The sequence below is a fragment of the Neobacillus sp. B24 genome (assembly GCF_055381825.1).
The window spans coordinates 1,111,951-1,133,827 of the sequence record NZ_AP035777.1; the positions used below are offsets into that span (position 1 = coordinate 1,111,951).

General features: G+C 41.2%; 26 protein-coding genes, 1 pseudogene and 1 riboswitch. Of the genes and pseudogenes, 16 read left to right on the forward strand and 11 right to left on the reverse strand.

Annotated features, from left to right (window positions below; all coding sequences use genetic code 11):
• Position 1: 1 nt before the first annotated feature.
• The 3 genes from ACZ43M_RS05480 to ACZ43M_RS05490 form a co-directional block, all read right to left on the reverse strand.
• Positions 2-805, reverse strand: a complete 804-nt coding sequence (locus ACZ43M_RS05480) for an ABC transporter permease (protein WP_464506410.1) — start codon at positions 803-805, stop codon at positions 2-4.
• Entirely contained in the window at positions 795-1,913 is a 1,119-nt protein-coding gene (locus ACZ43M_RS05485; protein WP_464506411.1) for an ABC transporter ATP-binding protein, read from the reverse strand. The genes ACZ43M_RS05480 and ACZ43M_RS05485 overlap by 11 nt, the downstream gene beginning before the upstream one ends.
• Positions 1,914-2,056: 143 nt before the next feature.
• Complete coding sequence (locus tag ACZ43M_RS05490; protein ID WP_464506412.1) at positions 2,057-2,566, reverse strand: DoxX family membrane protein; 510 nt, start codon at positions 2,564-2,566, stop codon at positions 2,057-2,059.
• A gap of 248 nt (positions 2,567-2,814) precedes the next feature.
• On the opposite strand from ACZ43M_RS05490, the gene ACZ43M_RS05495 reads away from it, so the two are divergent.
• From ACZ43M_RS05495 to ACZ43M_RS05505, 3 genes are all read left to right on the forward strand, one after another.
• Positions 2,815-3,522: an MBL fold metallo-hydrolase gene (locus tag ACZ43M_RS05495; RefSeq protein WP_464506413.1), complete on the forward strand. Its 708-nt coding sequence runs from the start codon at positions 2,815-2,817 to the stop codon at positions 3,520-3,522.
• Positions 3,523-3,534: 12 nt separating this feature from the next.
• On the forward strand, positions 3,535-4,107 hold the full coding sequence (locus tag ACZ43M_RS05500; RefSeq protein WP_464506414.1) for a TetR/AcrR family transcriptional regulator: 573 nt from the start codon (positions 3,535-3,537) through the stop codon (positions 4,105-4,107).
• A gap of 84 nt (positions 4,108-4,191) precedes the next feature.
• Positions 4,192-4,800 carry an exonuclease domain-containing protein gene (locus tag ACZ43M_RS05505; protein WP_464506415.1) on the forward strand — a complete coding sequence of 203 codons (609 nt, stop codon included), beginning with the start codon at positions 4,192-4,194 and terminating at the stop codon, positions 4,798-4,800.
• Positions 4,801-4,854: 54 nt separating this feature from the next.
• On the opposite strand, the pseudogene ACZ43M_RS05510 reads toward ACZ43M_RS05505, so the two are convergent.
• A pseudogene (locus ACZ43M_RS05510) lies at positions 4,855-5,282 on the reverse strand (VOC family protein).
• Positions 5,283-5,515: 233 nt separating this feature from the next.
• On the opposite strand from ACZ43M_RS05510, the gene ACZ43M_RS05515 reads away from it, so the two are divergent.
• Positions 5,516-5,893, forward strand: a complete 378-nt coding sequence (locus tag ACZ43M_RS05515) for a hypothetical protein (protein WP_464506416.1) — start codon at positions 5,516-5,518, stop codon at positions 5,891-5,893.
• A 97-nt stretch (positions 5,894-5,990) separates the two neighbouring features.
• On the opposite strand, the gene ACZ43M_RS05520 is transcribed toward ACZ43M_RS05515, so the two are convergent.
• A complete protein-coding gene (locus tag ACZ43M_RS05520) occupies positions 5,991-7,079 on the reverse strand; it encodes a citrate synthase/methylcitrate synthase (RefSeq protein ID WP_464506417.1) in 1,089 nt (362 codons plus the stop codon).
• Between the two features lie 113 nt (positions 7,080-7,192).
• Between ACZ43M_RS05520 and ACZ43M_RS05525 the strand changes: the two genes are divergently transcribed.
• Positions 7,193-8,071: a LysR family transcriptional regulator gene (locus ACZ43M_RS05525; protein WP_464506418.1), complete on the forward strand. Its 879-nt coding sequence runs from the start codon at positions 7,193-7,195 to the stop codon at positions 8,069-8,071.
• Between the two features lie 92 nt (positions 8,072-8,163).
• Here the strand turns inward: ACZ43M_RS05525 and ACZ43M_RS05530 are convergent, their stop codons facing one another.
• Positions 8,164-8,688 carry a DinB family protein gene (locus tag ACZ43M_RS05530; RefSeq protein ID WP_464506419.1) on the reverse strand — a complete coding sequence of 175 codons (525 nt, stop codon included), beginning with the start codon at positions 8,686-8,688 and terminating at the stop codon, positions 8,164-8,166.
• Positions 8,689-8,816: 128 nt separating this feature from the next.
• Positions 8,817-9,347: a QueT transporter family protein gene (locus ACZ43M_RS05535; RefSeq protein WP_464507968.1), complete on the reverse strand. Its 531-nt coding sequence runs from the start codon at positions 9,345-9,347 to the stop codon at positions 8,817-8,819.
• Between the two features lie 36 nt (positions 9,348-9,383).
• Positions 9,384-9,428: riboswitch (PreQ1 riboswitch) on the reverse strand.
• Between the two features lie 124 nt (positions 9,429-9,552).
• On the opposite strand from ACZ43M_RS05535, the gene ACZ43M_RS05540 reads away from it, so the two are divergent.
• Entirely contained in the window at positions 9,553-9,741 is a 189-nt protein-coding gene (locus ACZ43M_RS05540) for a DUF4177 domain-containing protein (protein WP_464506420.1), read from the forward strand.
• Between the two features lie 38 nt (positions 9,742-9,779).
• Here the strand turns inward: ACZ43M_RS05540 and ACZ43M_RS05545 are convergent, their stop codons facing one another.
• The gene (locus tag ACZ43M_RS05545) at positions 9,780-10,157 is read right to left on the reverse strand and encodes a VOC family protein (protein ID WP_464506421.1); all 378 of its coding nucleotides are present in this window, start codon (positions 10,155-10,157) and stop codon (positions 9,780-9,782) included.
• Between the two features lie 134 nt (positions 10,158-10,291).
• Between ACZ43M_RS05545 and ACZ43M_RS05550 the strand changes: the two genes are divergently transcribed.
• The 3 genes from ACZ43M_RS05550 to ACZ43M_RS05560 are packed head-to-tail and all read left to right on the forward strand — an operon-like array spanning position 10,292 to position 11,518.
• Positions 10,292-10,675: a VOC family protein gene (locus tag ACZ43M_RS05550; RefSeq protein WP_464506422.1), complete on the forward strand. Its 384-nt coding sequence runs from the start codon at positions 10,292-10,294 to the stop codon at positions 10,673-10,675.
• Positions 10,676-10,703: 28 nt separating this feature from the next.
• Positions 10,704-11,396: a copper homeostasis protein CutC gene (locus ACZ43M_RS05555; protein WP_464506423.1), complete on the forward strand. Its 693-nt coding sequence runs from the start codon at positions 10,704-10,706 to the stop codon at positions 11,394-11,396.
• Entirely contained in the window at positions 11,393-11,518 is a 126-nt protein-coding gene (locus ACZ43M_RS05560; RefSeq protein WP_464506424.1) for a hypothetical protein, read from the forward strand. Before ACZ43M_RS05555 ends, ACZ43M_RS05560 begins: the two co-directional genes overlap by 4 nt.
• 155 nt (positions 11,519-11,673) lie before the next feature.
• On the opposite strand, the gene ACZ43M_RS05565 is transcribed toward ACZ43M_RS05560, so the two are convergent.
• Both ACZ43M_RS05565 and ACZ43M_RS05570 read right to left on the reverse strand, forming a co-directional pair.
• Positions 11,674-11,988 (reverse strand): DMT family transporter, encoded by a 315-nt coding sequence (locus ACZ43M_RS05565; RefSeq protein WP_464506425.1) that lies wholly within the window; start codon positions 11,986-11,988, stop codon positions 11,674-11,676.
• 2 nt (positions 11,989-11,990) lie between these two features.
• Positions 11,991-12,338 (reverse strand): DMT family transporter, encoded by a 348-nt coding sequence (locus ACZ43M_RS05570; protein WP_464506426.1) that lies wholly within the window; start codon positions 12,336-12,338, stop codon positions 11,991-11,993.
• A 188-nt stretch (positions 12,339-12,526) separates the two neighbouring features.
• On the opposite strand from ACZ43M_RS05570, the gene ACZ43M_RS05575 reads away from it, so the two are divergent.
• From ACZ43M_RS05575 to gtfA, 3 genes are all read left to right on the forward strand, one after another.
• Positions 12,527-12,934 carry a globin domain-containing protein gene (locus ACZ43M_RS05575; protein ID WP_464506427.1) on the forward strand — a complete coding sequence of 136 codons (408 nt, stop codon included), beginning with the start codon at positions 12,527-12,529 and terminating at the stop codon, positions 12,932-12,934.
• A gap of 125 nt (positions 12,935-13,059) precedes the next feature.
• The gene (locus tag ACZ43M_RS05580) at positions 13,060-14,013 is read left to right on the forward strand and encodes a carbohydrate kinase family protein (protein ID WP_464506428.1); all 954 of its coding nucleotides are present in this window, start codon (positions 13,060-13,062) and stop codon (positions 14,011-14,013) included.
• Positions 14,014-14,025: 12 nt separating this feature from the next.
• Positions 14,026-15,495, forward strand: a complete 1,470-nt coding sequence (gene gtfA / locus ACZ43M_RS05585; RefSeq protein ID WP_464506429.1) for a sucrose phosphorylase — start codon at positions 14,026-14,028, stop codon at positions 15,493-15,495.
• 94 nt (positions 15,496-15,589) lie between these two features.
• Here the strand turns inward: gtfA and ACZ43M_RS05590 are convergent, their stop codons facing one another.
• Positions 15,590-16,612 carry a LacI family DNA-binding transcriptional regulator gene (locus tag ACZ43M_RS05590; protein ID WP_464506430.1) on the reverse strand — a complete coding sequence of 341 codons (1,023 nt, stop codon included), beginning with the start codon at positions 16,610-16,612 and terminating at the stop codon, positions 15,590-15,592.
• Positions 16,613-16,774: 162 nt separating this feature from the next.
• Between ACZ43M_RS05590 and ACZ43M_RS05595 the strand changes: the two genes are divergently transcribed.
• The 4 genes from ACZ43M_RS05595 (at position 16,775) to ACZ43M_RS05610 (ending at position 21,681) form a co-directional block, all read left to right on the forward strand.
• Complete coding sequence (locus ACZ43M_RS05595) at positions 16,775-18,082, forward strand: ABC transporter substrate-binding protein (RefSeq protein ID WP_464506431.1); 1,308 nt, start codon at positions 16,775-16,777, stop codon at positions 18,080-18,082.
• Positions 18,083-18,180: 98 nt separating this feature from the next.
• Positions 18,181-19,062, forward strand: coding sequence for a carbohydrate ABC transporter permease (locus ACZ43M_RS05600; RefSeq protein ID WP_464506432.1), 882 nt, complete (start codon positions 18,181-18,183; stop codon positions 19,060-19,062).
• Entirely contained in the window at positions 19,062-19,898 is an 837-nt protein-coding gene (locus ACZ43M_RS05605) for a carbohydrate ABC transporter permease (protein ID WP_464506433.1), read from the forward strand. Before ACZ43M_RS05600 ends, ACZ43M_RS05605 begins: the two co-directional genes overlap by 1 nt.
• Before the next feature lie 112 nt (positions 19,899-20,010).
• Entirely contained in the window at positions 20,011-21,681 is a 1,671-nt protein-coding gene (locus tag ACZ43M_RS05610; RefSeq protein WP_464506434.1) for a glycoside hydrolase family 13 protein, read from the forward strand.
• Positions 21,682-21,877: the final 196 nt, after the last annotated feature.

The window sequence follows — 21,877 nt, forward strand, 5'->3', positions numbered from 1 at the left end:
CTTACACACCCCGCTTCCTGGTATTCGTGAGTACCATAATCAAAACCATCGCAATAATTAAAAACACCGCAATGGTTGAACCCATTCCCCAATCTTGAGTAACGAGGAAATGCTGTTCAATCGATGTTCCAAGGGTGATCACTCGGTTTCCGGCAATTAAACGTGTCAGCATGAACAGAGAAAGTGCCGGGATAAATACAACCTGACAGCCAGATTTCACACCATCAAGCGTCAACGGAAAAATCACCCGGGTAAACGTGGTCCATTTCGATGCACCTAAATCGCTGGCTGCATCAAGCAAGGTTGGATTCAGTTCATTTAAGGCATTAAAAATTGGCAAAATCATAAACGGAATAAAAATATAAACCGAGACAAACACAAAGCTGAAATCAGTAAATAGAATTTGCTTCGAACCAATACCAATGAGTTCTAAAAAGCTGTTGGCCGCACCGTAAGTCCCGAAAATTCCAAGGAAGGCATAGGCCTTCAACAATAAATTGATCCAAGATGGGACAATAATCAGCAGCAGCCATAATTGCTTGTGTTTCGTTTTCGTCAACAACAGCGCAGTTGGGTAGGAAATCAACAGTGCGAACGCTGTGATCAAAAATGCATACCAAAACGAGCTTAATGTCATTTTTAAATATACAGGTGTAAAAAACTTTTGATAATTGATCAGTGATAAATTTCCTTCAATATCGAATAAAGAATAATAAACTACGAGAACAATCGGCGCCACTACAAATAAGAGCATCCATAGGAAATAAGGGATGGAATATAGATGGCGGGTCAGTTTATTTTCCATGGCCGGAACCCTGCCCATCATCACCATAAGCTTCTAACCGACGGTCGAATTCTTCCTCAGTCTCCCCGTGCCGCATGACATGAATCGCTTCAGGGTCAAAATAAAGCCCAATCTCATCACCGACATTAGCCTTTTTCGTGGAATGGACGAGCCACTCATTTCCGTCACCATCATAGCAGCTAAGCTCATAATGAACGCCGCGGAATAATTGTGAATCCACTCTAACTTGCAGCTTGCCGCGATCTAAAGTCGTAATCTCTAAATCCTCCGGGCGGATGACGACTTCAACAGCTTCATTCTTATTAAACCCCTCGTCAACACAATCAAATTCCTTACCGGCAAATTCCACTAAGTGATCCCGCAGCATCCGTCCGTCAACAATATTGGACTCACCGATAAAATCAGCCACAAATCGGTTTATTGGCTCATCATAAATATCGGTAGGTGTGCCGCTTTGTTGAATTTTCCCTTTGTTGAGAACAAAAATTTCATCGGACATTGCCAGCGCTTCTTCCTGGTCATGGGTAACAAAAATGAAGGTAATCCCAAGACGACGCTGCAGTTCCCGAAGTTCGTATTGCATTTCAGTACGAAGCTTCAAATCGAGCGCGGATAGCGGTTCATCAAGCAAGATGACTTCTGGCTCGTTTACAATTGCTCTGGCAATGGCGACCCGCTGCTTTTGCCCGCCAGACATTTCTTTGATTTCGCGCGTTTCATATCCTTGAAGGTTAACAAAACTCAATGCTTCTCGAACCTTTTTGGTTATTTCGCTGTTTTTTAACTTTTTTATACGTAAGCCGAATGCGACATTTTCAAACACATTTAAATGGGGGAACAACGCATAATCCTGAAACACCGTGTTCATCTTGCGCTTATTGGCTGGAACATGATTAATTTTTTCCCCATTAAAATAAATATCGCCGCTTGAAGGCTCGGTAAATCCAGCAATTAATCGCAATATGGTTGTTTTTCCACATCCGGAAGGACCTAGTAAGGTGTAAAATTTCCCTCGTTCAATTTCAAAACTAACATCTTGAAGCACAGGTGGATCGTTATCGTATTGCTTTGTAACATGGTTAAACTGGATAATGTCATTATTTGGCAATATAGCCACCCCCTTGTATATTCCTCTATTGCTATTAGATTCGGGAACAATTATACAGTAACTGACTAAAAATTCAATCATTGTTTGTTTATATGCAAAAAAAAGCGCCCCATTCCACAGGGGAACGAGGCGTCTTTTAAAAGTTAAGCGTTGCTTTTGACAGGTTCGCTATTTTTGAAAACTGTTTTGCGGATGAATGGAACCACCCAGCGGTCAAGACCAAAGCGTCCAGCGTTATAACCAGCAGTTAAGATGATGAAACCAAGCAAAATGTCAGTTGGGTTATGAGATACTGTTCCGGCAGCGAAGAAAGAGAAGTTCATCAATAAGCCAAAGAACATGGCAGCAGTTGTTAAGCAGCCCAAGAGTAATCCTAAACCGATCAATGTTTCACCGACAGGAACAACTACGTTGAAAATATCGACGTTTGGAAGAGCGAAACCTTTTAAGAATTCAACATACCAGCCGTAAACCATAGCACCGTCTGGGCCTTTAACCGGGTTAGCAATAACACCTTTCAGGAATCCGGAAGCATCAAACCCGCCAGTTAATTTATGAAGACCTGCAGTAAACCAAGAATAACCAAGATATAGACGTAACACAGTTAGTATACCAGCGGCAATTTTGTTTTCTCTTAACCAATTTGCAAACATTTGAAACATCTCCTTAGAATGTTTAATAAGTTATAAATAATTACTACACTATTAATATAGCAAATTCATTTCGAATTGAGAGTAGTTTGTGCATTTATTCACATTTCTGTAAAAAAGTCTTGAACAATTTGTTACATAGCAATAGTGAAAAGGTTTTCTTTCATAAAATATGGAAAAAACTCTTGATTTAACTAATACAATTAGTTAAAATAAAACTAACGATATTAGTTAAAAGGGAGATGGATAAAATGAGAGTGATTCAAAAGGGGTACTTATATCAAGTGACGTTTATGGCCAATGTGTTTCCGGTTAATTGCTATTTAGTGGAGGAAGAGGATGGTTTGACCCTGATTGATGCGGCACTTGATTTTGGCACAAAGGGAATTATTCAAGCAGCCAAAAAAATTGGAAAGCCGATTACCAAAATTGTCTTGACCCATGCCCATGGCGATCATGTCGGGGCGCTTGATTCATTAAAAAAACTCCTTCCTGATGCTCCGGTTTACATTTCGGCCCGCGACAGCCGATTAATGTCCGGTGATACCTCGCTTGATGAGGACGAGGAACAGACCCCAATTAAAGGAGGAGTTCCTAAAGATTTAAAAACGCAGGCCAATGTATTATTAAAGGAAGGAGACTTCGTTGGTTCCCTCAAGGCTTTTGAGACGCCAGGCCACACACCAGGGTCGATGTCATTTCTGGATACCCGGACCAATGCAATTATTGCCGGAGATGCGTTTCAAACACGCGGAGGAATTGCTGTTTCCGGAGATATGAAGTTGTTTTTTCCATTCCCGGCATTAGCCACGTGGAGTAAAAAAACCGCATTAAGAAGCGCCAAAAAGTTGGTGGATTTACAGCCGAGTTTGCTGGCAGTTGGACATGGGGAACTCATTGATAATCCACTAAATTTAATGGCAAAAGCTGTTCAGACTTTTGAAGGTAAATTGAAATAAAGGAGCATTAGCATGTCACCAAGACCAAAATTTGCACTCGATTTAGCAACGATACTCGAAGCGGCAGGGGAACTGGCCAACGAACAAGGACTGCAGGAGGTTACGCTCGCGAATTTGGCAAAAAGGCTAAATATTCGCCCGCCTTCCTTATATAATCATTTTGATGGACTGTCTGGTTTACGAAAAAACCTTGCCATTTATGGCCTGAATAAACTGTATGAGGAAATGATGCAGGCGGCAGTGGGTGTGTCAGGTACTGAGGCAATCCTTTCAATAAGCCGTGCTTATGTGGTATTTTCCCGAAAGTATCCCGGGATATATGAAGCGACCCTGGCAGCACCTGACCCGAAGGATGTTGTAGCACATCAGGCTGGGGGTAAGATTGTTGAACTATTAGTCCGAGTGCTTCAGACGTATAATTTGGAGGGCGATATCGCCTTGCATGCTGTCCGGGGCTTGCGCAGTATTTTGCACGGTTTTTCCTCCCTGGAGCAAAGAGGCGGGTTCAAAATGGCATTAGATCTAGATGAGAGCCTGGAGATTATTATTAAAGCGTTTATCGAAGGAATCCGTAAGGGAGAATGAGCCCCTTGCGGATTTTTTTCCAGAGATATTAAAGGATAAATTTGATATAATGAAGGAAATTTTTCAATTTAAAGGATGATTGTTATGCGGAAACAGGAAAACTACGGGTTGCTGCTCGACACGGAGACTACCGGATTAGGTCCAACCAAGGATGAAGTCATTGAACTGGCAGTGAAGCTTTTTTCCTACCGGTCTGATACTGGCGAAATACTGGATATCCTCGAAGAAGAATCCTTTCTGCGAGAACCACTTTCTACTACGGCGCGAAGGAATTATAATCAAGCGTTCCGCGTTCACGGCATTCCCTTTGATGATGTAAGAGGGAAAAGTTTTCTCGATGGAAAAATTAAGACTTATTTTCACCGGGCAGAGGCTGTTTTCGCACATAATGCATCCTTTGACCGCAGCTTTCTTTTTCACATGTACCCGGAAGTCAACGACCTAAAATGGTATTGCACGATGAGAAATGTCCCTTGGAAACAGTATGGCTTTCCAAATGGCAAGCTGCTCACGCTTTTGCAAGCGCATGAGATTACAAACTATCAAACACATAGAGCGATGGATGATATTACATACCTGATGGAATTGATGAAAAGGGTTAGTCCAAAGGGAAATCTGTATCTTCACGAAGTCCTGGAAAACGGGCCGATGCGGAAGTACCAGCCTGCCACTTCCAGAACGAGAATGGGTTAACTAAAAAAGCTCTGATGCACACAGGATGCATTCAGAGCTTTTTTGCGTATCTATTTATTGGTGTGCTCCCTCAGTAAACACTTGGAATGTGACCCCAAATTTGTCCGTAACACTACCATAGGCTGGGCTAAAGAAGGTTTCCTGCAGCGGCATTTCTACTTTTCCTCCGTCTGAGAGTCCATCGAACATTTTCTTCGCCTTTTCTGCATCGTCTGTAGAGATACATATCGTTACTTGTGTGCCGGTTTGATGTGGCTGTCCCGGGAATGTATCAGAAAACATAATTTCAGAATCACCCACTTTAATAGTAGCATACTTACACGATCCTTCGCTTCAGCAGGAAGCGGGAAATCAGGATTCTCTGGCATTTCTCCAAAAGATTGTTGAAACAAAACTTGAGCTTCTAAAGCTCTCTCGTAGAATTGAATGGCTTCCCGTGCATTTCCATCCATCACTAAATAAGGTATTAATCGTACTGTCATAAACATTCGCTCCTCGAAAAAATTTTATTAGTTAATTTTTTAAAAAAGAAATCCACACAGGTGACAGTATTAACTAATATTTACATTATAAGACAGAGAACTTATGTTCGCAATGTATTTACTAAATATAAATGAAATAAACATCATGGAAAAGTTGTAAAAGCGGGTAATATGGTGTAAAATTACACTAAATAAGATGGTGATACTATCCTCCAAAGGTGGGAAGGACAATAATGAAAAAAACAGTTATTACCCTGCTGCTGATTTGCCTATTAAGTTTCCCTTACGTTTTTTTCGCCATGTATCTTGATTTTTCTAAGGGGTCCATGTTAGGTTATGGGATCATGGTCGGTATGAGTCTGATATTGGGTTACACAACCAGATTTTCTGCGGCACTTCCAGTTCTCGTTCTCGGAAATCTGCTTTCCTTTGCCATTTCCTATTACCTCAATACGTCAATGGCAGTGAGCGAAAAATGGGGCTGGTATTTCAAACCTCTTACATCACAACAGCTCTTAATACTAGTAAGCATCCTTAACCTAATCCCTCAAATCATTGGAATAAAAAGCTTCCGAAACTCAAAAGACAACGACAAAAAGGCAAAGGTATAATCCTTTGCCTTTTCCATACTATTGGAGAATTTATAACTATCCGCCCGGGGAGGACAAATGTCCACGGGTGGTGCCTGATACCATTGATTGAAATTACTTATTTAAAGGTTCCAATGTACTTCGATTGCGGCCGGTAGATGGTGTTGTTTTCGGCTTGCTCCAAGATGTGGGCTGTCCAGCCGACAATCCTGCTGGCGGTGAACGTTGGTGTGAATAGGTCTGCTTGCATGTTGATGGATTTCATGATGGCTGCAGCATAAAATTCTACATTTGTATAAAGCGACCGGCCTGGTTTTAGTTCCTCCAACACTCTGACTGCTGTTTCTTCTGCAGCGATTGCAAGGTCAAGCCATTCATCCTGTCCAACCAAATCAAGTAATTTCTCCTTTAAGGCAATGGCACGCGGGTCATGCGTTTTATAAACCCGATGTCCAAACCCCATTAATCGCTCGCCTTTCAACAATTTATTGCGCATCACTTTTTCAGCATCCCCAACTGCAGCAACCTCATCCAACAGCTCGATGACTCCCGAAGGAGCACCACCATGAAGCGGCCCTTTCATCGTTCCGATTGCCGATGTCACAGCAGATACCAAATCCGATTCAGTCGATGATGTCACCCTTGCGGAAAAGGTAGAGGCGTTCATGCCGTGTTCGAGGGTGAGGATCATATAGGTTTCGAGTGCTTTCACGTGTGCTGCCAAAGGCATTGTCCCGTTAAGCATATAAAGGTAATTGGCGACATGGTCCAATTCATCCTGAGGGGGGACAAACTCTTTTCCTTCCAATTGCCTTTTGCGATAAGCGATGATTGTTGGAGCGAGGGCTGTCATTCGAATTGCCTGTGTAATGGTCGGCTTCCAGTCATATTTAGTATTTCCGGCCTCAGCGGAAATGACTGTTCTCATCACACTCATCAGATCCGTCCTCAGAGGAAGGAGGTCGATTATTTTTTTCATATATTCCGGTAACTTACGATAACTTACTAACTCCTGTTTCAGAGACCTTAACTGAACTTCATCTGGTAAATAACCATGCCAAAGAAGATAAGCAACTTCCTCAAAGGAGTAACGTTTAGTGAGGCTCCCTATCTCATATCCGCGATAAATAAGCTGCCCCTTTTCACCATCGATATGGCTGATTAACGTTTCAGCAGCGACGACTCCTTTTAACCCCTTTTGAATCATAAAAAATCTCCCCTTTCCTTATTTACTAATAGTCTATAGAATGAATGTAATTAAAAAAATTAAATAATTTTAAATTCATTGATTACTATTTTTAATAAGGAGGAGAGTAGAGTATGGAATTCCAATGGCTTACTACATTTATCACTGCTGCTGAATACGGGAATTTTCGCAGGACGGCCGAAATCCTATATATTTCGCAGCCATCTGTCACCGTTCATATTAAACAATTGGAACAAGAGCTTGGGATTCAATTGTTTGAGCGGGACGGAAAAAGAGTGAAATTGACAGAAGCGGGGAGAAGATATCTGGTTCACGCCAAAAAACTGATACAGGTTTATCAAGGCGGGCTCGAGGACATTCAGTCCTTCAGCCAAGGGTATTCAACGAAGTTTTCTATCGCGATCTCACCCTTGATTGCGGATACGATTCTCCCGTATGTGTTAAAAAGTTACACGAACAAGCATCCAGAAGTGGAGATTTCGGTAAAGATTATAGAATCAGAAGGTATTGAACAAGCGGTTTTAAAAGAGGAAGTGGATATTGGACTGTCTTGTCTCAACAGTCGGCACCCTGAATTAATTAGCAATCTCTTATATAATGACCGGGTAATCCTGGTTGCTCCGCATGACGGACGGGATTCTGAATCGGCACCACCCTTGGATGAAGAAGAGGTGCTAACTTCTAACTATCTATTGACACACAATCATCCAGGTTACTGGGATGGCCTTTGTCACGCGGTAAAAAATAAATACCCAAGTGTGAAAATGATGAAAGTATCCCAAGTTCATATTACGAAAAGATTCATTGTCGAAGGATTGGGGGTCTCCTTTCTGCCAACATCTACAGTCAGAAGGGAGTTGTTAGAAGGAAGGCTCTTAGAAGTAGATTGTCAGACAATCCATTTACCTGAAGCCAACACCTACGCCATCATGAAATACGAGCACACCAAACAAAAAGAATTCCTGGAGTTTATCTCAAACTATCGAATTTAATAATGGTGTCAAAAAATGGTGTCAGGCACCATCCGTGGACAAATGTCCGTGTAGGGTGGACATTCGTCGGTGGTGCCTGACAGTAAAGCCTGTTACTTCAATTTTGTTAGGTATCTTTCGGTTACGATATTTCGGTGGTGAATTTCGTGACCCGCGATGATGTAGGCGATGGCCCGGGTGGTGACCGCGAGATTATTGGCGTTCCCGACGTTTGTCCATGCTTCCTCTGGCATGTTTTCTATTAAAGTGATGGTTGCCTTGCGCACTGCTAGAAAATCTGCAAGGACGTTTTTCAATGGCAAGTCACTCATTTGCGCACCCGCAATATAATCATTTTCATCAAATCCTGCCAGTGGAGTCTTGTCTCCTCGGCCGACCCGAAGCAGCCTGTAGCTCATAATTCTCTCAGTATCGGCCATATGGCAAAGAACTTCTTTTATGCTCCATTTACCAGGTTCGTAGCGAAAATGTTCATCTTCTACTGAAATCCCTTCGAACAACGAAATCACATTTTCTAGGTTTTCTTTTAGAATCGATAAAATATCCCCTTCTGGAACTAATCCAACATATGGTACGTAATAGTCGGGAAACTCATTGTTATTTGGACGCTGAACCACGCTTAAAAACTCCCTTCCAATCATTTATTTTTCCATAAACACTATCCTTATTTTATTATCAATTTCCGTAAAATACCAATAAAAAAGCTGCTGCCCGGTTCAACTACCCAAGCAACAGCTTTTGAATACTATTTAAACATCCTATCAAAACGAACACGCTTGTTTACGAAATACATTACTGGCATACCGACAGCCATGACCACGAATTCACCTGCAGCAGTTGTTAACCATGTAAACATGAATGGCAGATCAAATGCCAAATGTAACTCAAGCGCAATCAGGAACATCGTAAATGTAAATACGACTGTGTTCACAATCATTCGTGCCCAGAGACCTTTGATAAACTTGGCGCACATGATTGTAATGAACAAGGCAATTAACGACTGGCCGACACCGAAGATGAGGTCATAGGCCTTCATTGGCGAGAAAAATAAATTCGTTAAAAATACCCCTAAAATAATTCCATATAAATACTTTTTGTTGAAAACGATGAGGTGGTTGAACATTTCCGAAACCCGGAACTGTACCTGTGTAAAACCGAATGGCTGAATTAATGCTGAAACCACGATATACAAGGCTGCCACGATTCCGTTTACAACAATTTCCTTTACTCTGCTGCCCGACTGACCGGAGGCAGCTGCTCCGTTTCCAGCACCCATTTGTGCCAGTGACTTTGTTGGGTTTTCCATATTCACTTCTCCTTAGTTTTTTATAGTGGGAGGTTCTCGAACCACTCAGTTTTATACTTCCAAACTAATATATTAATATAAACCAATGGCTTGGTCAATTCCACTTTTTTGAAAAATAATGAAACTCCTTGTTTATAAAAACGTATAACATAGAAAAAATAAAGGGGGCGGAACCATGTTTGAATACAAATTTGAAAAAATAGAATTAAGCAAGTTAAGCGGAAAACCGAAAGAAAGCTATCAAGATATCATTCATCAAAATGCTAGGAAAGGATGGCGGCTGGTGCAAATTTTTGCTCCGGGGGTAGGTGCTTACGGGTCGGCGGCTTACTATGAAGCTATTTTTGAAAGAAGAATAGATTGAAAAAGAAGGTGAAGCTGAAGAATCAGCCTCACCTTCCTTTAATTATGGATTTCACTGATTAATGCATGAATATTGTCTTCGCTGTCTTTAAAAAATGTCATCCATGTCTCACTTTGTCCCATCTTTGCAACCACGTGCGGTTCATCAACGAATTCAACGCCCTTTTCCAACAACTCTTTATAACTGAGCTTAATATCTGGGACTTGAAAATAAACCACAGAGCTTGGATGCGCAAACTGCTCCTTTTCTGGAAGGCTCAGCAGAAGACGCAAGCCGTTACATTCGAAGAAGGCCATTGTATCAGTATTAAACAACAGCGGCAGTTCCAGCTTTTCTTTGTAAAATACAACGGCTCTTTCTATATTTTTTACCGGTACCCCAATTTGTCCAACCTTTTGAATATTTGTCATAAACATTCCTCCTACCCCCACTCATCATAAATCATCCATTTGGATAATTATAGCAATTTTAAAAAAATAATCTAGATAGTCCGATTTTTAAAACTGCATTGTTCATGCTACATTGTTAGTATGAGGGAGGGGACCTGCTCGTGCTGCATCATCTTGAAATATATGTTTCCAATTTAAAGAGGACCATCGACTTTTGGGGATGGTTTTTGACAGAACTGGGTTATCAACAATACCAAAAATGGGATTACGGTATCAGTTGGAAGTATGGGGATACGTATATCGTTTTTGTGCAAACAGAGGAACGTTACCTTGATCCACCATACCACCGCCGGAGGGTTGGGTTAAACCATGTCGCCTTTCATGCGGAATCAAGAGAACAGGTTGACGGTATCACAGAAAAGTTAAAGGAGAAGGACGTGAGCATTCTCTATTCAGACAAACACCCGTATGCTGGCGGCGAGAATTATTATGCTGTGTTTTTTGAGGATCCTGATCGGATAAAGGTCGAATTGGTAGCACCTTGAAAAATAGGATGGAAGGAGAGTGCTGTGTATGAGTTTAGTTGAGATTATTGTCCTCAATGATGAGGATGCCCGCACCGCCGAAGCTCATGGGGCGGACAGGCTTGAACTCGTTTCGGCCATTGGGGAGGGAGGGCTGAGTCCAAGTTACGGTATAATCAGAACTGTTGTGGAGAGTGTACGGATTCCAGTAATGGTAATGGTTCGGCCACATAGTTATTCCTTTACGTATCGAATAGGAGAATGGGCAGCAATGCGTGAGGATATTAGAATTATCCGTGACCTTGGTGCTGCGGGAATTGTATTCGGTGCAATCACGGACATGGGCACGCTGGATAGTGAACTGCTTGGAATGATTCTTGAGGAAAGCAGAGGTCTATCGGTCACGTTTCATCGTGCGATTGATGAGGGAAACACTCTGGAGATCTATCGTTCCCTAATTGAGGGACATTTTGGGGTTCAGCGGGTGTTGACTTCAGGTGGAAAACCAACTGCCATTGAGGGCATTGACACGATAAAAAGCATGATGGAAATCGGCGAGGGGAGTACTCAGTCGCCAATTATCATGCCTGGTTCGGGATTGACAGACAAAAATATTGGTAAGGTACATAAGGAACTGCAAGCTTTAGAATACCATTTCGGTTCAGCGGTCCGGCACGACGGAAGCTTCCGTAAGCCAATCAATGGTAAGGTAATTGAAAAAATAAAGCACGACGTTAGTTGAAAGTTTATGTGTTGGCAGCAAAATTAATAAAGGAACCGGCAAAAATGCCGCCAATAAGGGCTATTGGCGGCAAAACTGATAGCGAAACCGGCAAAAATGCTGCCAATAAGGGCTATTGGTAACAAAACTGATAGCGAAACCGGCAGAAATGCTGCCAATAAGGGCTATTGGCGGCAAAACTGATAGCGAAACCGGCAGAAATGCTGCCAATAAGGGCTATTGGCAACAAAACTGATAGCGGACCCAGCAAAAATGCCGCCAATGAAAGAAATACCCCTTACCCCAGCGTCCGCAGCCCAATCACACCGATAATTATCAGCACTACACTTATTAACCGGCCTATGTTTTTCGATTCCCCGAACAAATACATATTAATCAGCACTGCACCAGCCGTACCAATCCCAATCCAAATCGCATAGGCGATGCTTACTTGCAAATAATTAAACGAGTGATACAAAAGAAGAAAGGAAGCGGTAAAGCCACCGATATATAGCACGCCATTGCGCAGTGATTTCATTTGACTGTATAATTTCAAGCCGGCTGCCCCAACAATTTCAGCTGTTCCGGCTAACAGGACAAACAACCAGCCCATCTTTAGGCAGCCCCCTTTAATGCATTTTCATCATCCCTATTGTCCGCCAAGTTCAAGCCAATAACGCCTATCACAATAAGTAACATAAAAAAGAGTTTACCCATACCGATGGACCCGTCGAACAAAAATACATCCATCAACACCGTTCCAATCGTGCCTACTCCTGAAAAAATGGCATAAACCGTACCGGTAGGAAGCGTTTTGCACGCCTCAGGCAGAAAGTGAAAATCGATTAAAATAATCGTGATAACAATCCCCCATTGCCACCACGTTTCCGCAGTATTAAACCCGTACACCCATAACAATTCAAACAAACAGGTCAAAGCGACAAATATCCAGGCTTTATTCATTTTCTCACCTCTTCATTCACGACCCCGTATAGTATTTTAGGATAGCACAATGCCGGGAAGAAGTTGCCACAGGCAGCTTAAATAAACATGGAAAATGGTGTAAAACTCTCCTGAGCGTGATTTATATCACAAAACACCATCTAACAAACCTTTATAATGTTTTAATTATAGGGGAAAATAAACAAGGGATGGTGAATAAGTTGGATATTCCATTTAGATCACTTTATACAGAAATTGGCGGACAGGAGACGATTGATAAACTTGTCGATGCCTTTTATCCGCGTGTCTATGCCGATCCTGAATTGGCTCCATTATTTGTAGGGGATATGGAAGAAATCAAACGTAAACAGCGAATGTTCCTGCCGCAATTCTTGGGAGGCCCGGCACTCTACAGCCAGGAATTCGGCCCGCCTGCGATGCAGCATCGTCATCTTCCATTTGAAGTTACGCCAAGAAGAGCCAAATGCTGGCTTCGCTGCATGAAAGAAGCATTTCATGAAATTGGTCTTGATCAAAACCCTGCAGGTCTCGCGTTCTATGACCGTTTAACCCAAGTGGCCGGAATTATGGTAAATACTCCGGATAAAGAAGATTAAAAGGATGGACCCTTCCCAATCGTGAAGGGTCCTTTTTGTATCTAGGTGACAAACTTACTATTTTTTAATAAAAAAATGAATTATCATGGATAGAGTGCATTTAATAGTAAATCAGGAGGCCAATTATGCTGAGGCTGGATGAAAAAATTGAATTTGCCGATAAAAATAATGATGTCTTGACGGTTGGAGAGCTTCTTATCGATATGATATCGGCAGACTATGATGATTTTGAAAGTAATACATATCATAAGTTTTTCGGGGGATCCCCATCTAATATTGCTATGAATGTGAAGAAATTAGGCATTTCCTCGCAGGTTGCATCAGCGGTTGGGGAAGATGGATTCGGAAAGTTTTTAATCAATTACCTGCATAATGCTGGAATTGATACGAGCCTAGTTCAGCAGGTAAAAGATTCAACCAGCATGGTGGTGGTAACAAAGAGTAAATCAACACCAGTGCCGATTTTTTATCGTGGTGCAGACTTCCATTTGGCTTACACTTCAAAGCTTGAAGAAGCACTCACCCATACGAAAATTGTTCACTTTTCTTGCTGGCCAATATCTAGGAAACCGGCCCGTGACACCATCGAAATCGCAATACAAACAGCTAGAAAAAATGCTGCATTGGTCTGTTTTGATCCCAATTATCATCCAATGATTTGGGGAAAGGACGAAGATGGTGTGGAGTATGTAAAGTCCATTATCAGCAAGATTGATATTGTAAAACCTTCTGAAGATGATGCGGAGAGATTATTTGGACAAGATACACATGACAATCAATTGAAGAAGTTTCTCGATCTTGGAGCAAAGCTTGTCATCATGACCTTGGGCAAGGAAGGTGCTATCGTTTCGAACGGGGAAGAAACAATCAAACTGGATACTCTGGCAACACAGGTAGTTGATACGACGGGGGCCGGAGACGCTTTCTGGTCAGGATTTTATAGCGCTATCATAAAAGGCTATTCCATAAAACAAGCCCTATCCTTGGGGATGGCAGTTAGTGCCTATAAGCTAAAGTTTGCTGGTGCTGTTACCGATTTGCCGAAACTAGAAGCAATCGAAGAAATGTATCATCTATAGGGGGAGTACACCATGGCAGTGAAAAATCAAGTACAACTGATTACCTATCCGGATTCTTTAGGAGGGGATTTAAAGACTCTCAATGAAATACTGCTAAAATATTTTTTCGATATTTTTAAAGGCGGGGTTCATATATTGCCGCCGTTCCCTTCCTCAGGCGATAGGGGGTTTGCTCCAAAAACCTATTTGGAAATAGAGCCGGCCTTTGGCTCATGGGAGGATATTAGAGCCATCGGGGAAAATTTCGATGTGTTGGTCGATTTGATGGTAAACCATATTTCCCAGCAGTCGGAATATTTTCAGGACTTTCTTAAAAAAGGCAGAGAATCGGAATTTGCCGACCTTTTTATTACTTTGGACAAGTTTTGGGAGGATGGGAGCCCTGTTCAAGATGATATTGATAAAATGTTTCTGCGCCGTCAAAAGCCCTATTCCACTTTTACCATCGAGGAAACAGGGAAAGAAGAGAGGGTCTGGACGACGTTTGGAAAAACGGATCCGTCCGAGCAAATTGATTTGGATATTCACTCAAGCAAAGTAAAACAACTGCTAACAGAGTATTTTACCAATTTTAAAAAACAAAATGTAAAAATTGTCCGGCTGGATGCGGTGGGTTATGTCATTAAAAAACTGGGAACCAGCTGTTTCTTTGTTGAACCGGAAATTTATATGTTCCTAGATTGGATAAAGGGATTGGCAGATTCATTGGAGATTGAATTACTGCCTGAAGTTCATAGTCATTACAGCATCCAATACAAACTGGCCGACTATGGCTGCTGGATTTATGACTTTATATTGCCATTCAGAGTTCTCGAAACTTTAATTAACAAGAATAGTGAGGCACTAAAGGATTATCTTAATACTCGCCCGCACAAGCAATTTACGATGCTCGATTGTCATGACGGCATCCCAGTTAAGCCGGATCTCGATGACCTGATGGATACGAAAGAGGCCAGAAAGATTGTTGATGTCTGTCTGGAGAGGGGATCAAACCTCAGCCTAATCCTATCGGAAGAGCATAAGGGTGAAGATGGCTTTGATGTCCACCAAATTAGGGGTACCTACTATTCAGTACTTAACTGTGATGACGATGCCTACCTTGCTGCCAGGGCGATTCAATTTTTTGCACCTGGTGTTCCCCAAGTTTATTATGTAGGGCTGCTCGCTGGGGAAAATGATTATGAAAATGCGGAAAAAACTGGGGACGGCAGAGAAATCAACCGTCACAATTATAGTGTTGAGGAAATACACCAAGCTCTTGGAAAAGAGGTCGTACAACGGCTATTGAAACTCATCAGATTTAGGAATGAATATGACGCCTTCAATGGGAGATTCACAGTATTGGAATCAGCCCAAGATGAAATCCGTCTTTCGTGGAAGAAGGGCCAGAAAAGTTGTACGTTATTTATGGACTTAAAAACAAACAAGACTACTATCGATTATCTCGATGAAGAAGGCAAGACTGCTCAATATATGGTCTAAGAAGAAAAGCGTTCGTTGCAGCAAAAAGCATTGAACGCTTTTTCTATATAAAAAAAGGATCTAACCTTCAAGAGAAAGATTAAGATCCTATTACCTATTTTAAACCTGGATTAAGAGGTTGAGTGCTTTCACGCGGGACAAGATGATGAATCACATTAATATGTGGGGCTATTTGCTCATGCTCACCCCTGCAAAGTTTAATTAGATTTCTGGTGGCTGTCATCCCAATTTCAACGGCTGAATATTCCACTGTTGATAACCGCGGGCGCATTAATTTTGAAATTTCAAGTCCATCAAAACCAAATACCGAAATATCCTCAGGAACATGAAAGCCACGGTCGTTCAGGTAGTTGATGGCCCCTATGGCCATCGAGTCCGAAGAACAAAAGACAGCGGTTGGCCGCTTGCCTCGTTCAAGTATAGCTGCCATAGCATTGCTTCCGCCTTCAATTGTTAAACTGCTCTCCGCAACCATGCTTTCATCCAGAGGGATTCCCGCATCTGCGAGAGCGTTCTGATACCCTCTATAACGATCTCCCCTGACAGTTTCACCTGTATTCGCCCGGATCATGGCAATGTCCCGATGGCCCTTTAAAATTAGATAGGTCACGGCTTCATAAGACGCAGTGATATTGTCAATATGCACAGACGGAATCAAAGGGTTGGAGGAAATTTGCCCCGCTAGGACAACCGGGATAACATTTTTCCTGGTAATCTCTGAAAATTGTTCATCCCATTGATTTCCCATGAATATGATTCCTTGTACGGAAACAACGTTGCTAAATAAATCAATATAGTGTTTCTCATTTTCCTCGGTACTATCGGTTAACCCGATGACAGTGTCGTATCCATATATTTTGCAAACTCGATTAATTCCTACAATTAAATCATCCAGGACTGTGTTGCTGTACTGCGGGCAGATTACCCCAATTAAAGGCGTTTCTTGCTGTAAAGCCAGGTTTTGTGCAACAAAGGGAAGATAATTTGTTTCCTTTAAAACATCTAATACCCGCTTGCGGATTTCCTCGTTAACTGGCTTGCTGTTATTGATGACTCTTGAAACCGTTGATGTTGAGACACCAGCCATTTTGGCAATCTCCTTAAGCGTGATTTTCATTAGATCACATCCTTATATGAACATGTATTTTGCTAAATGAAATGTAGAAAACTTTTAAGAAATAAATATATTGACCTAGGAAATATTCTGTCATATAATCGGTCTGTAGGCAAGATATTTTCCCGAATTGGGAACGCTTTCTTAAATAAAGGAGATGAGTATATGGGGATCAAAGGTTTTTGGAAAAAATCTGCAGCAATTGGTGTTGCAGCGGCATTAACACTTTCATTGGCTGCCTGTGGTGGCGAAAAGTCAACTGAAGAAGCAAGTGGATCAAAAGATGGTAAGGTCAATATCATCGTCACAAATGCTAAAGGTGAAATTGATGCGCAGTTCAAACAAGCAGCAAAGGATTTTATGAAAGCGAATCCAGACATTAAAATTGAAGTGAATTCAACTGCTGTTGGCGATACGCTTAATGTTTTTGATAAACTGACGTCTTCAGGGAAAACGGTTACATTGGCTATGTTTGAGCCATACGCTGCACTACATAAATACAAAGATGTAGGCATTGACCTTTCAGACAAGAAATGGAATGAAGAAACTGACGTAGCTCTAAAAGACGCTGACGGCAAAGTAGTTGGCTTCCCATTTGCAGTAGAAGGCATGGGATTAGTTTATAACCAACAAGTAGTAGAAAAAGCAGTGGGTGGAAGCTTTGATCCATTCTCCACTAATACAAGAGATAAATTTAAAGATCTTTTAGATAAGATCAAAGCATCTGGTGTTAAGTCTCCAGTAGCTTATCAAACTGAAGCTTGGTCTGTAGGTAACCACTATAGCTCACTATTCTTAAATCAGTCTGAAAATCCTACTACTCTAGCTGATAAATTGGCTGCTGGAAAAGAGGACCTTTCCAAGAATGATGTATGGAATGGTTACTATGACACTATGGAACTATTAGCTTCAAAAGAATATAACAAGTTTGGCGATCGCCCAATTGGCCAATACTACGACGCAGCGCACGTAGCTGTTGGTAGTGGTGAATCTGCTATTCTATTCAACGGTAACTGGGCATTTGACTCCTTGAAGGCTCTTGAAGGTTCCAAGTTTGGATTTATGCCGGTACCAGTTGACAACAATCCTGACAATGAATTGAACAATAAAATCGCTGCTGGTCCAACGCAAGTTTTTGTTATCAATAAAAAGGCTTCAAAAGAGCAGCAGGATGCAGCTGAGAAATTTCTTGAATGGCTTGTATATGATGAAGCAGGACAAGATTTCGTTGTAAATAAAGCGCAGATTATTTCTGCCTTCAAGAACAATTCAAACAAAGTAACGAACCCGCTTGGAGTTGCCATCGGTAACGCCATTGAGCAAGGCAAGACTGTTCCATTCAGCACGAACTATATCAATGCTTCAGAGTGGTCTACAACAGTAGGACCTGAAGTACAGAAGTTTATTGCTAAAGAATCAAAAAGAGAAGAATTAGCAAAATTCATTGAAGATAACTTCAAAAATCAAAAGTAATTCTTAATCTGATTGATACATGAAAAAAACCACTGAAGTGGGCGGGGAGTGATGATCTCGCCCACTTGTTTTTAATATAAGGACAGGATGTGAAAAAAATGAAGCGTGGAAGCAAACTGGCCAACTGGGGCAATTCGCTGTTATTCCTGGGACCGACAACGTTATTTTTTGCGATGACAGTAATTATTCCATTCTTATATGGAATTTATCTGACACTCTTCAAAATGAGTAACCCAACTGACCCGATGGTATTTTCAGGACTATTTAACTATGTAAATGCAATGAATGATAAGGATTTCTGGGAATCGCTTTGGTTAACCCTTAAATTCGTATTAGCCACGGTGTTTTTCGTGAATATAGTAGGTTTTGGGCTGGCTTACCTCGTTACTTCGGGAATGAAAATTCAAAACTCGTTAAGAACTGCCTACTTTACCCCAAACTTAATTGGCGGGTTATTGCTCGGATATATTTGGCAATTCGTGTTTGTGCAATCACTACCGGCTATTGGAGAAAAACTGGGGATTAAATGGCTGGAGCTAGGCTGGCTTGGCGATCCGGATTTGGCTTTCTGGTCACTTGTCATTGTTACGATCTGGCAAACATCCGGGTATATGATGATTATTTTCATTGCAGGGTTAATCAGTATCCCAAGGGATTTGATCGAAGCATCCACTATTGATGGGGCAGGTCCATTGAGAAGGCTGATGAATGTGACTCTTCCGTTAATGGTGCCATCATTCGTAGTAACTGTGTTCTTATCGCTGAAGAATGCCTTCATGGTGTATGACTTGAACTTTGCCCTCACTAAAGGCGGTCCTTTTGACAGCACGAAAATGGTTTCAATGCACGTGGTTAATAAGGCCTTTGTTGAATCCAATTACGGAACAGGGCAAGCAGAGGCAATTATTTTATTCGTTATCGTAGCAATCGTCACCGGTGTTCAGGTTTATTCCAGCAAGAAAATGGAGGTTGAGGCATAATGGCAAAACGAAAAATAATTTCTTCAATCTTCACGTATATCATTGCAATCATCGCATTAGTTTGCTTTATATTCCCTTTTTATCTGCTAATCATCAACTCGTTTAAAGATAATGGGGAAATCCTGATCAATCCGTTTTCTTTACCAACAAGCTGGAATTTCTCTCAATTTGCTGATGTAATTGAAAAAATGAATTTTGTCGTTACATTTAAAAACACATTCCTCATTACAACGATTAGTACAATTTTGATTGTGTTTTTTTCAGCGATGTCAGCTTATCACCTAGTAAGAAAACCAACTAAATATAATAAAATATTTTTTACCATTTTAGTTGCCTCAATGGTTATTCCGTTCCAATCATTAATGATTCCGCTTATGCATATTTATGGAGCAAAGCTTCAAGTGATTGATGTGATACCGATTCCATTACTAATTGCCTTCTATATTGGTTTTGGCAGCGCGCTTTCCATCTTTATGTATCATGGATTTATTAAATCGATCCCGCTTGAAATCGAAGAAGCGGCCAGGATCGATGGATGTAACACATTGCAAACCTTTTTCTTGATTGTTCTGCCGATGCTAAGGCCAATAACAGTAACGATTGCCATTTTAAATGTTTTATGGATTTGGAATGACTACTTGCTGCCTTCCTTAATCCTAAATAATGAAAGTGTTTATACCATGCCTGTTCAAATGAAAGTATTCAACGGAACATATATGAACAACTGGGAACTGCTAATTCCAGCGATTCTTTTGACGGTTATTCCAATCTTAATTATGTACATGCTTGGCCAAAAACAAATTATCAAGGGTGTCATGCAGGGATCAATCAAATAATTAAGATTATTAGCGCGAACGAAATAGCCGGAGATACGGGGCTCAGTTAGGACGTGTATATCCGGCTTTTTATAGAGTGAGTCTAATCAAATGTAGGTATGAGAGGTGCGTCATGACAAAAAAGTGGTGGAAAGAAAGTGTCGCCTATCAAGTTTATCCCCGCAGCTTTAAGGATAGCAATGGGGATGGAATCGGGGATTTAAAAGGAGTTACGAGCAAATTAGATTATCTAAAAGAATTGGGAATCGACGTTATCTGGTTATCTCCGATGTTCAAATCACCTAACGATGATAATGGCTATGATATATCTGATTATCAAGATATTATGGATGAATTCGGCACAATGGCCGACTTTAATGAACTGCTCGAGGGAGTTCATAATCGGGGAATGAAAATAATTTTGGACCTCGTAATCAATCATACGAGTGATGAACATCCTTGGTTTGTAGAGTCACGCTCTTCAAAAGATAATTCTAAGCGTGATTGGTATATTTGGCGGGATGGAAAAAACGGCAAGGAGCCTAATAACTGGGAGTCGATTTTTAACGGACCGGCTTGGAAATATGATGAACAAACAGATCAGTATTTCATGCATATTTTCTCAGCAAAGCAGCCTGATTTGAATTGGGAAAATCCGGAGGTAAGGAATGCCCTTCATAATATGGTCAAGTGGTGGCTGGATAAGGGAATTGATGGGTTCCGTGTAGATGCCATTTCTCATATTAAAAAGGAACCGGGCTTCCCGGATATGCCAAACCCGGATGGGCTTGACTATGTACCATGCTTCCCTTATATGATGAACGTGGAAGGCATTGATGCTTTCCTAACGGAGCTCTCCAACAAAACCTTCAAAAATTATGATGTGATGACGGTGGGGGAAGCGAACGGAGTCGGAATTGACGATGTCGATAAATGGGTAAATGAAGAAAACGGTTATTTTGATATGATTTTTCAATTTGAATTTCTCAAACTTTGGAACAAGGCTGGGGACGGCTCAACTGATGTCATTATGCTTAAAAAGAATCTGACAAAATGGCAGCTTGGCTTAGAAGGCAGAGGCTGGAATGCGCTGTACATTGAGAACCATGACCAAACGCGCCGGGTGTCCAGTTGGGGAGATGAACAGAGGTTTTGGAAAGAAAGTGCCAAAATGCTGGGTGCCCTTTATTTCCTCATGAAAGGAACTCCATTTATTTATCAAGGTCAAGAAATCGGAATGACAAACGTTCAATTCCCTAACATTGAGGATTATGATGATGTCGGCATGATCAATTATTACCGGATTGAAACAGGTAAAGGGCGTCCACACGAAGAAGTGATGAAGGTGATTTGGGAAACAGGACGTGATAATTCACGTACTCCGATGCAATGGGATGCTGGTCATATGGCCGGATTTTCAACAGCTGACAGCACTTGGATGAAAGTAAATCCGAATTACACGGAAATTAATGTGGAAGCACAATTAAACGATCCGGATTCGATTTTATCTTTCTATAAAAAATTAATTACCCTAAGAAAAGAAAATCCTTTGTTTGTTTATGGCACATACGAATTGTTGCTGCCTAATCATCCAAAGCTATTCGTGTACATCCGTAAGATGGGCGGCAAACAAGCGATTGTGATCAATAATTTCAGCAGTAACGCAACAAGATTCAGAGTTCCATCCAGCGTCACTTATTCTGCTTCTAAACTGGTTCTGAACAATTATCATGTTGAAGAACAGAAATTAAGAAAAGAATTCACACTGAAGCCTTATGAATCAAGAGTATATCTTCTTAAGTAAGAAAAGACGATTCGGCAATCCCGAATCGTCTTTTTTGCTGACAGGGAATAAGCGGATAACAGTTAATGAACAACATATTATTAGTCGGTGGAATAAAAGGAATGCAAGCGTTGTCAAAATAGTTTTTTGTATGCAATTGTCCAATGTGATAGTTTCTGATATGTTTAGATTATCCTTCATCAATTAACAGTTTGTG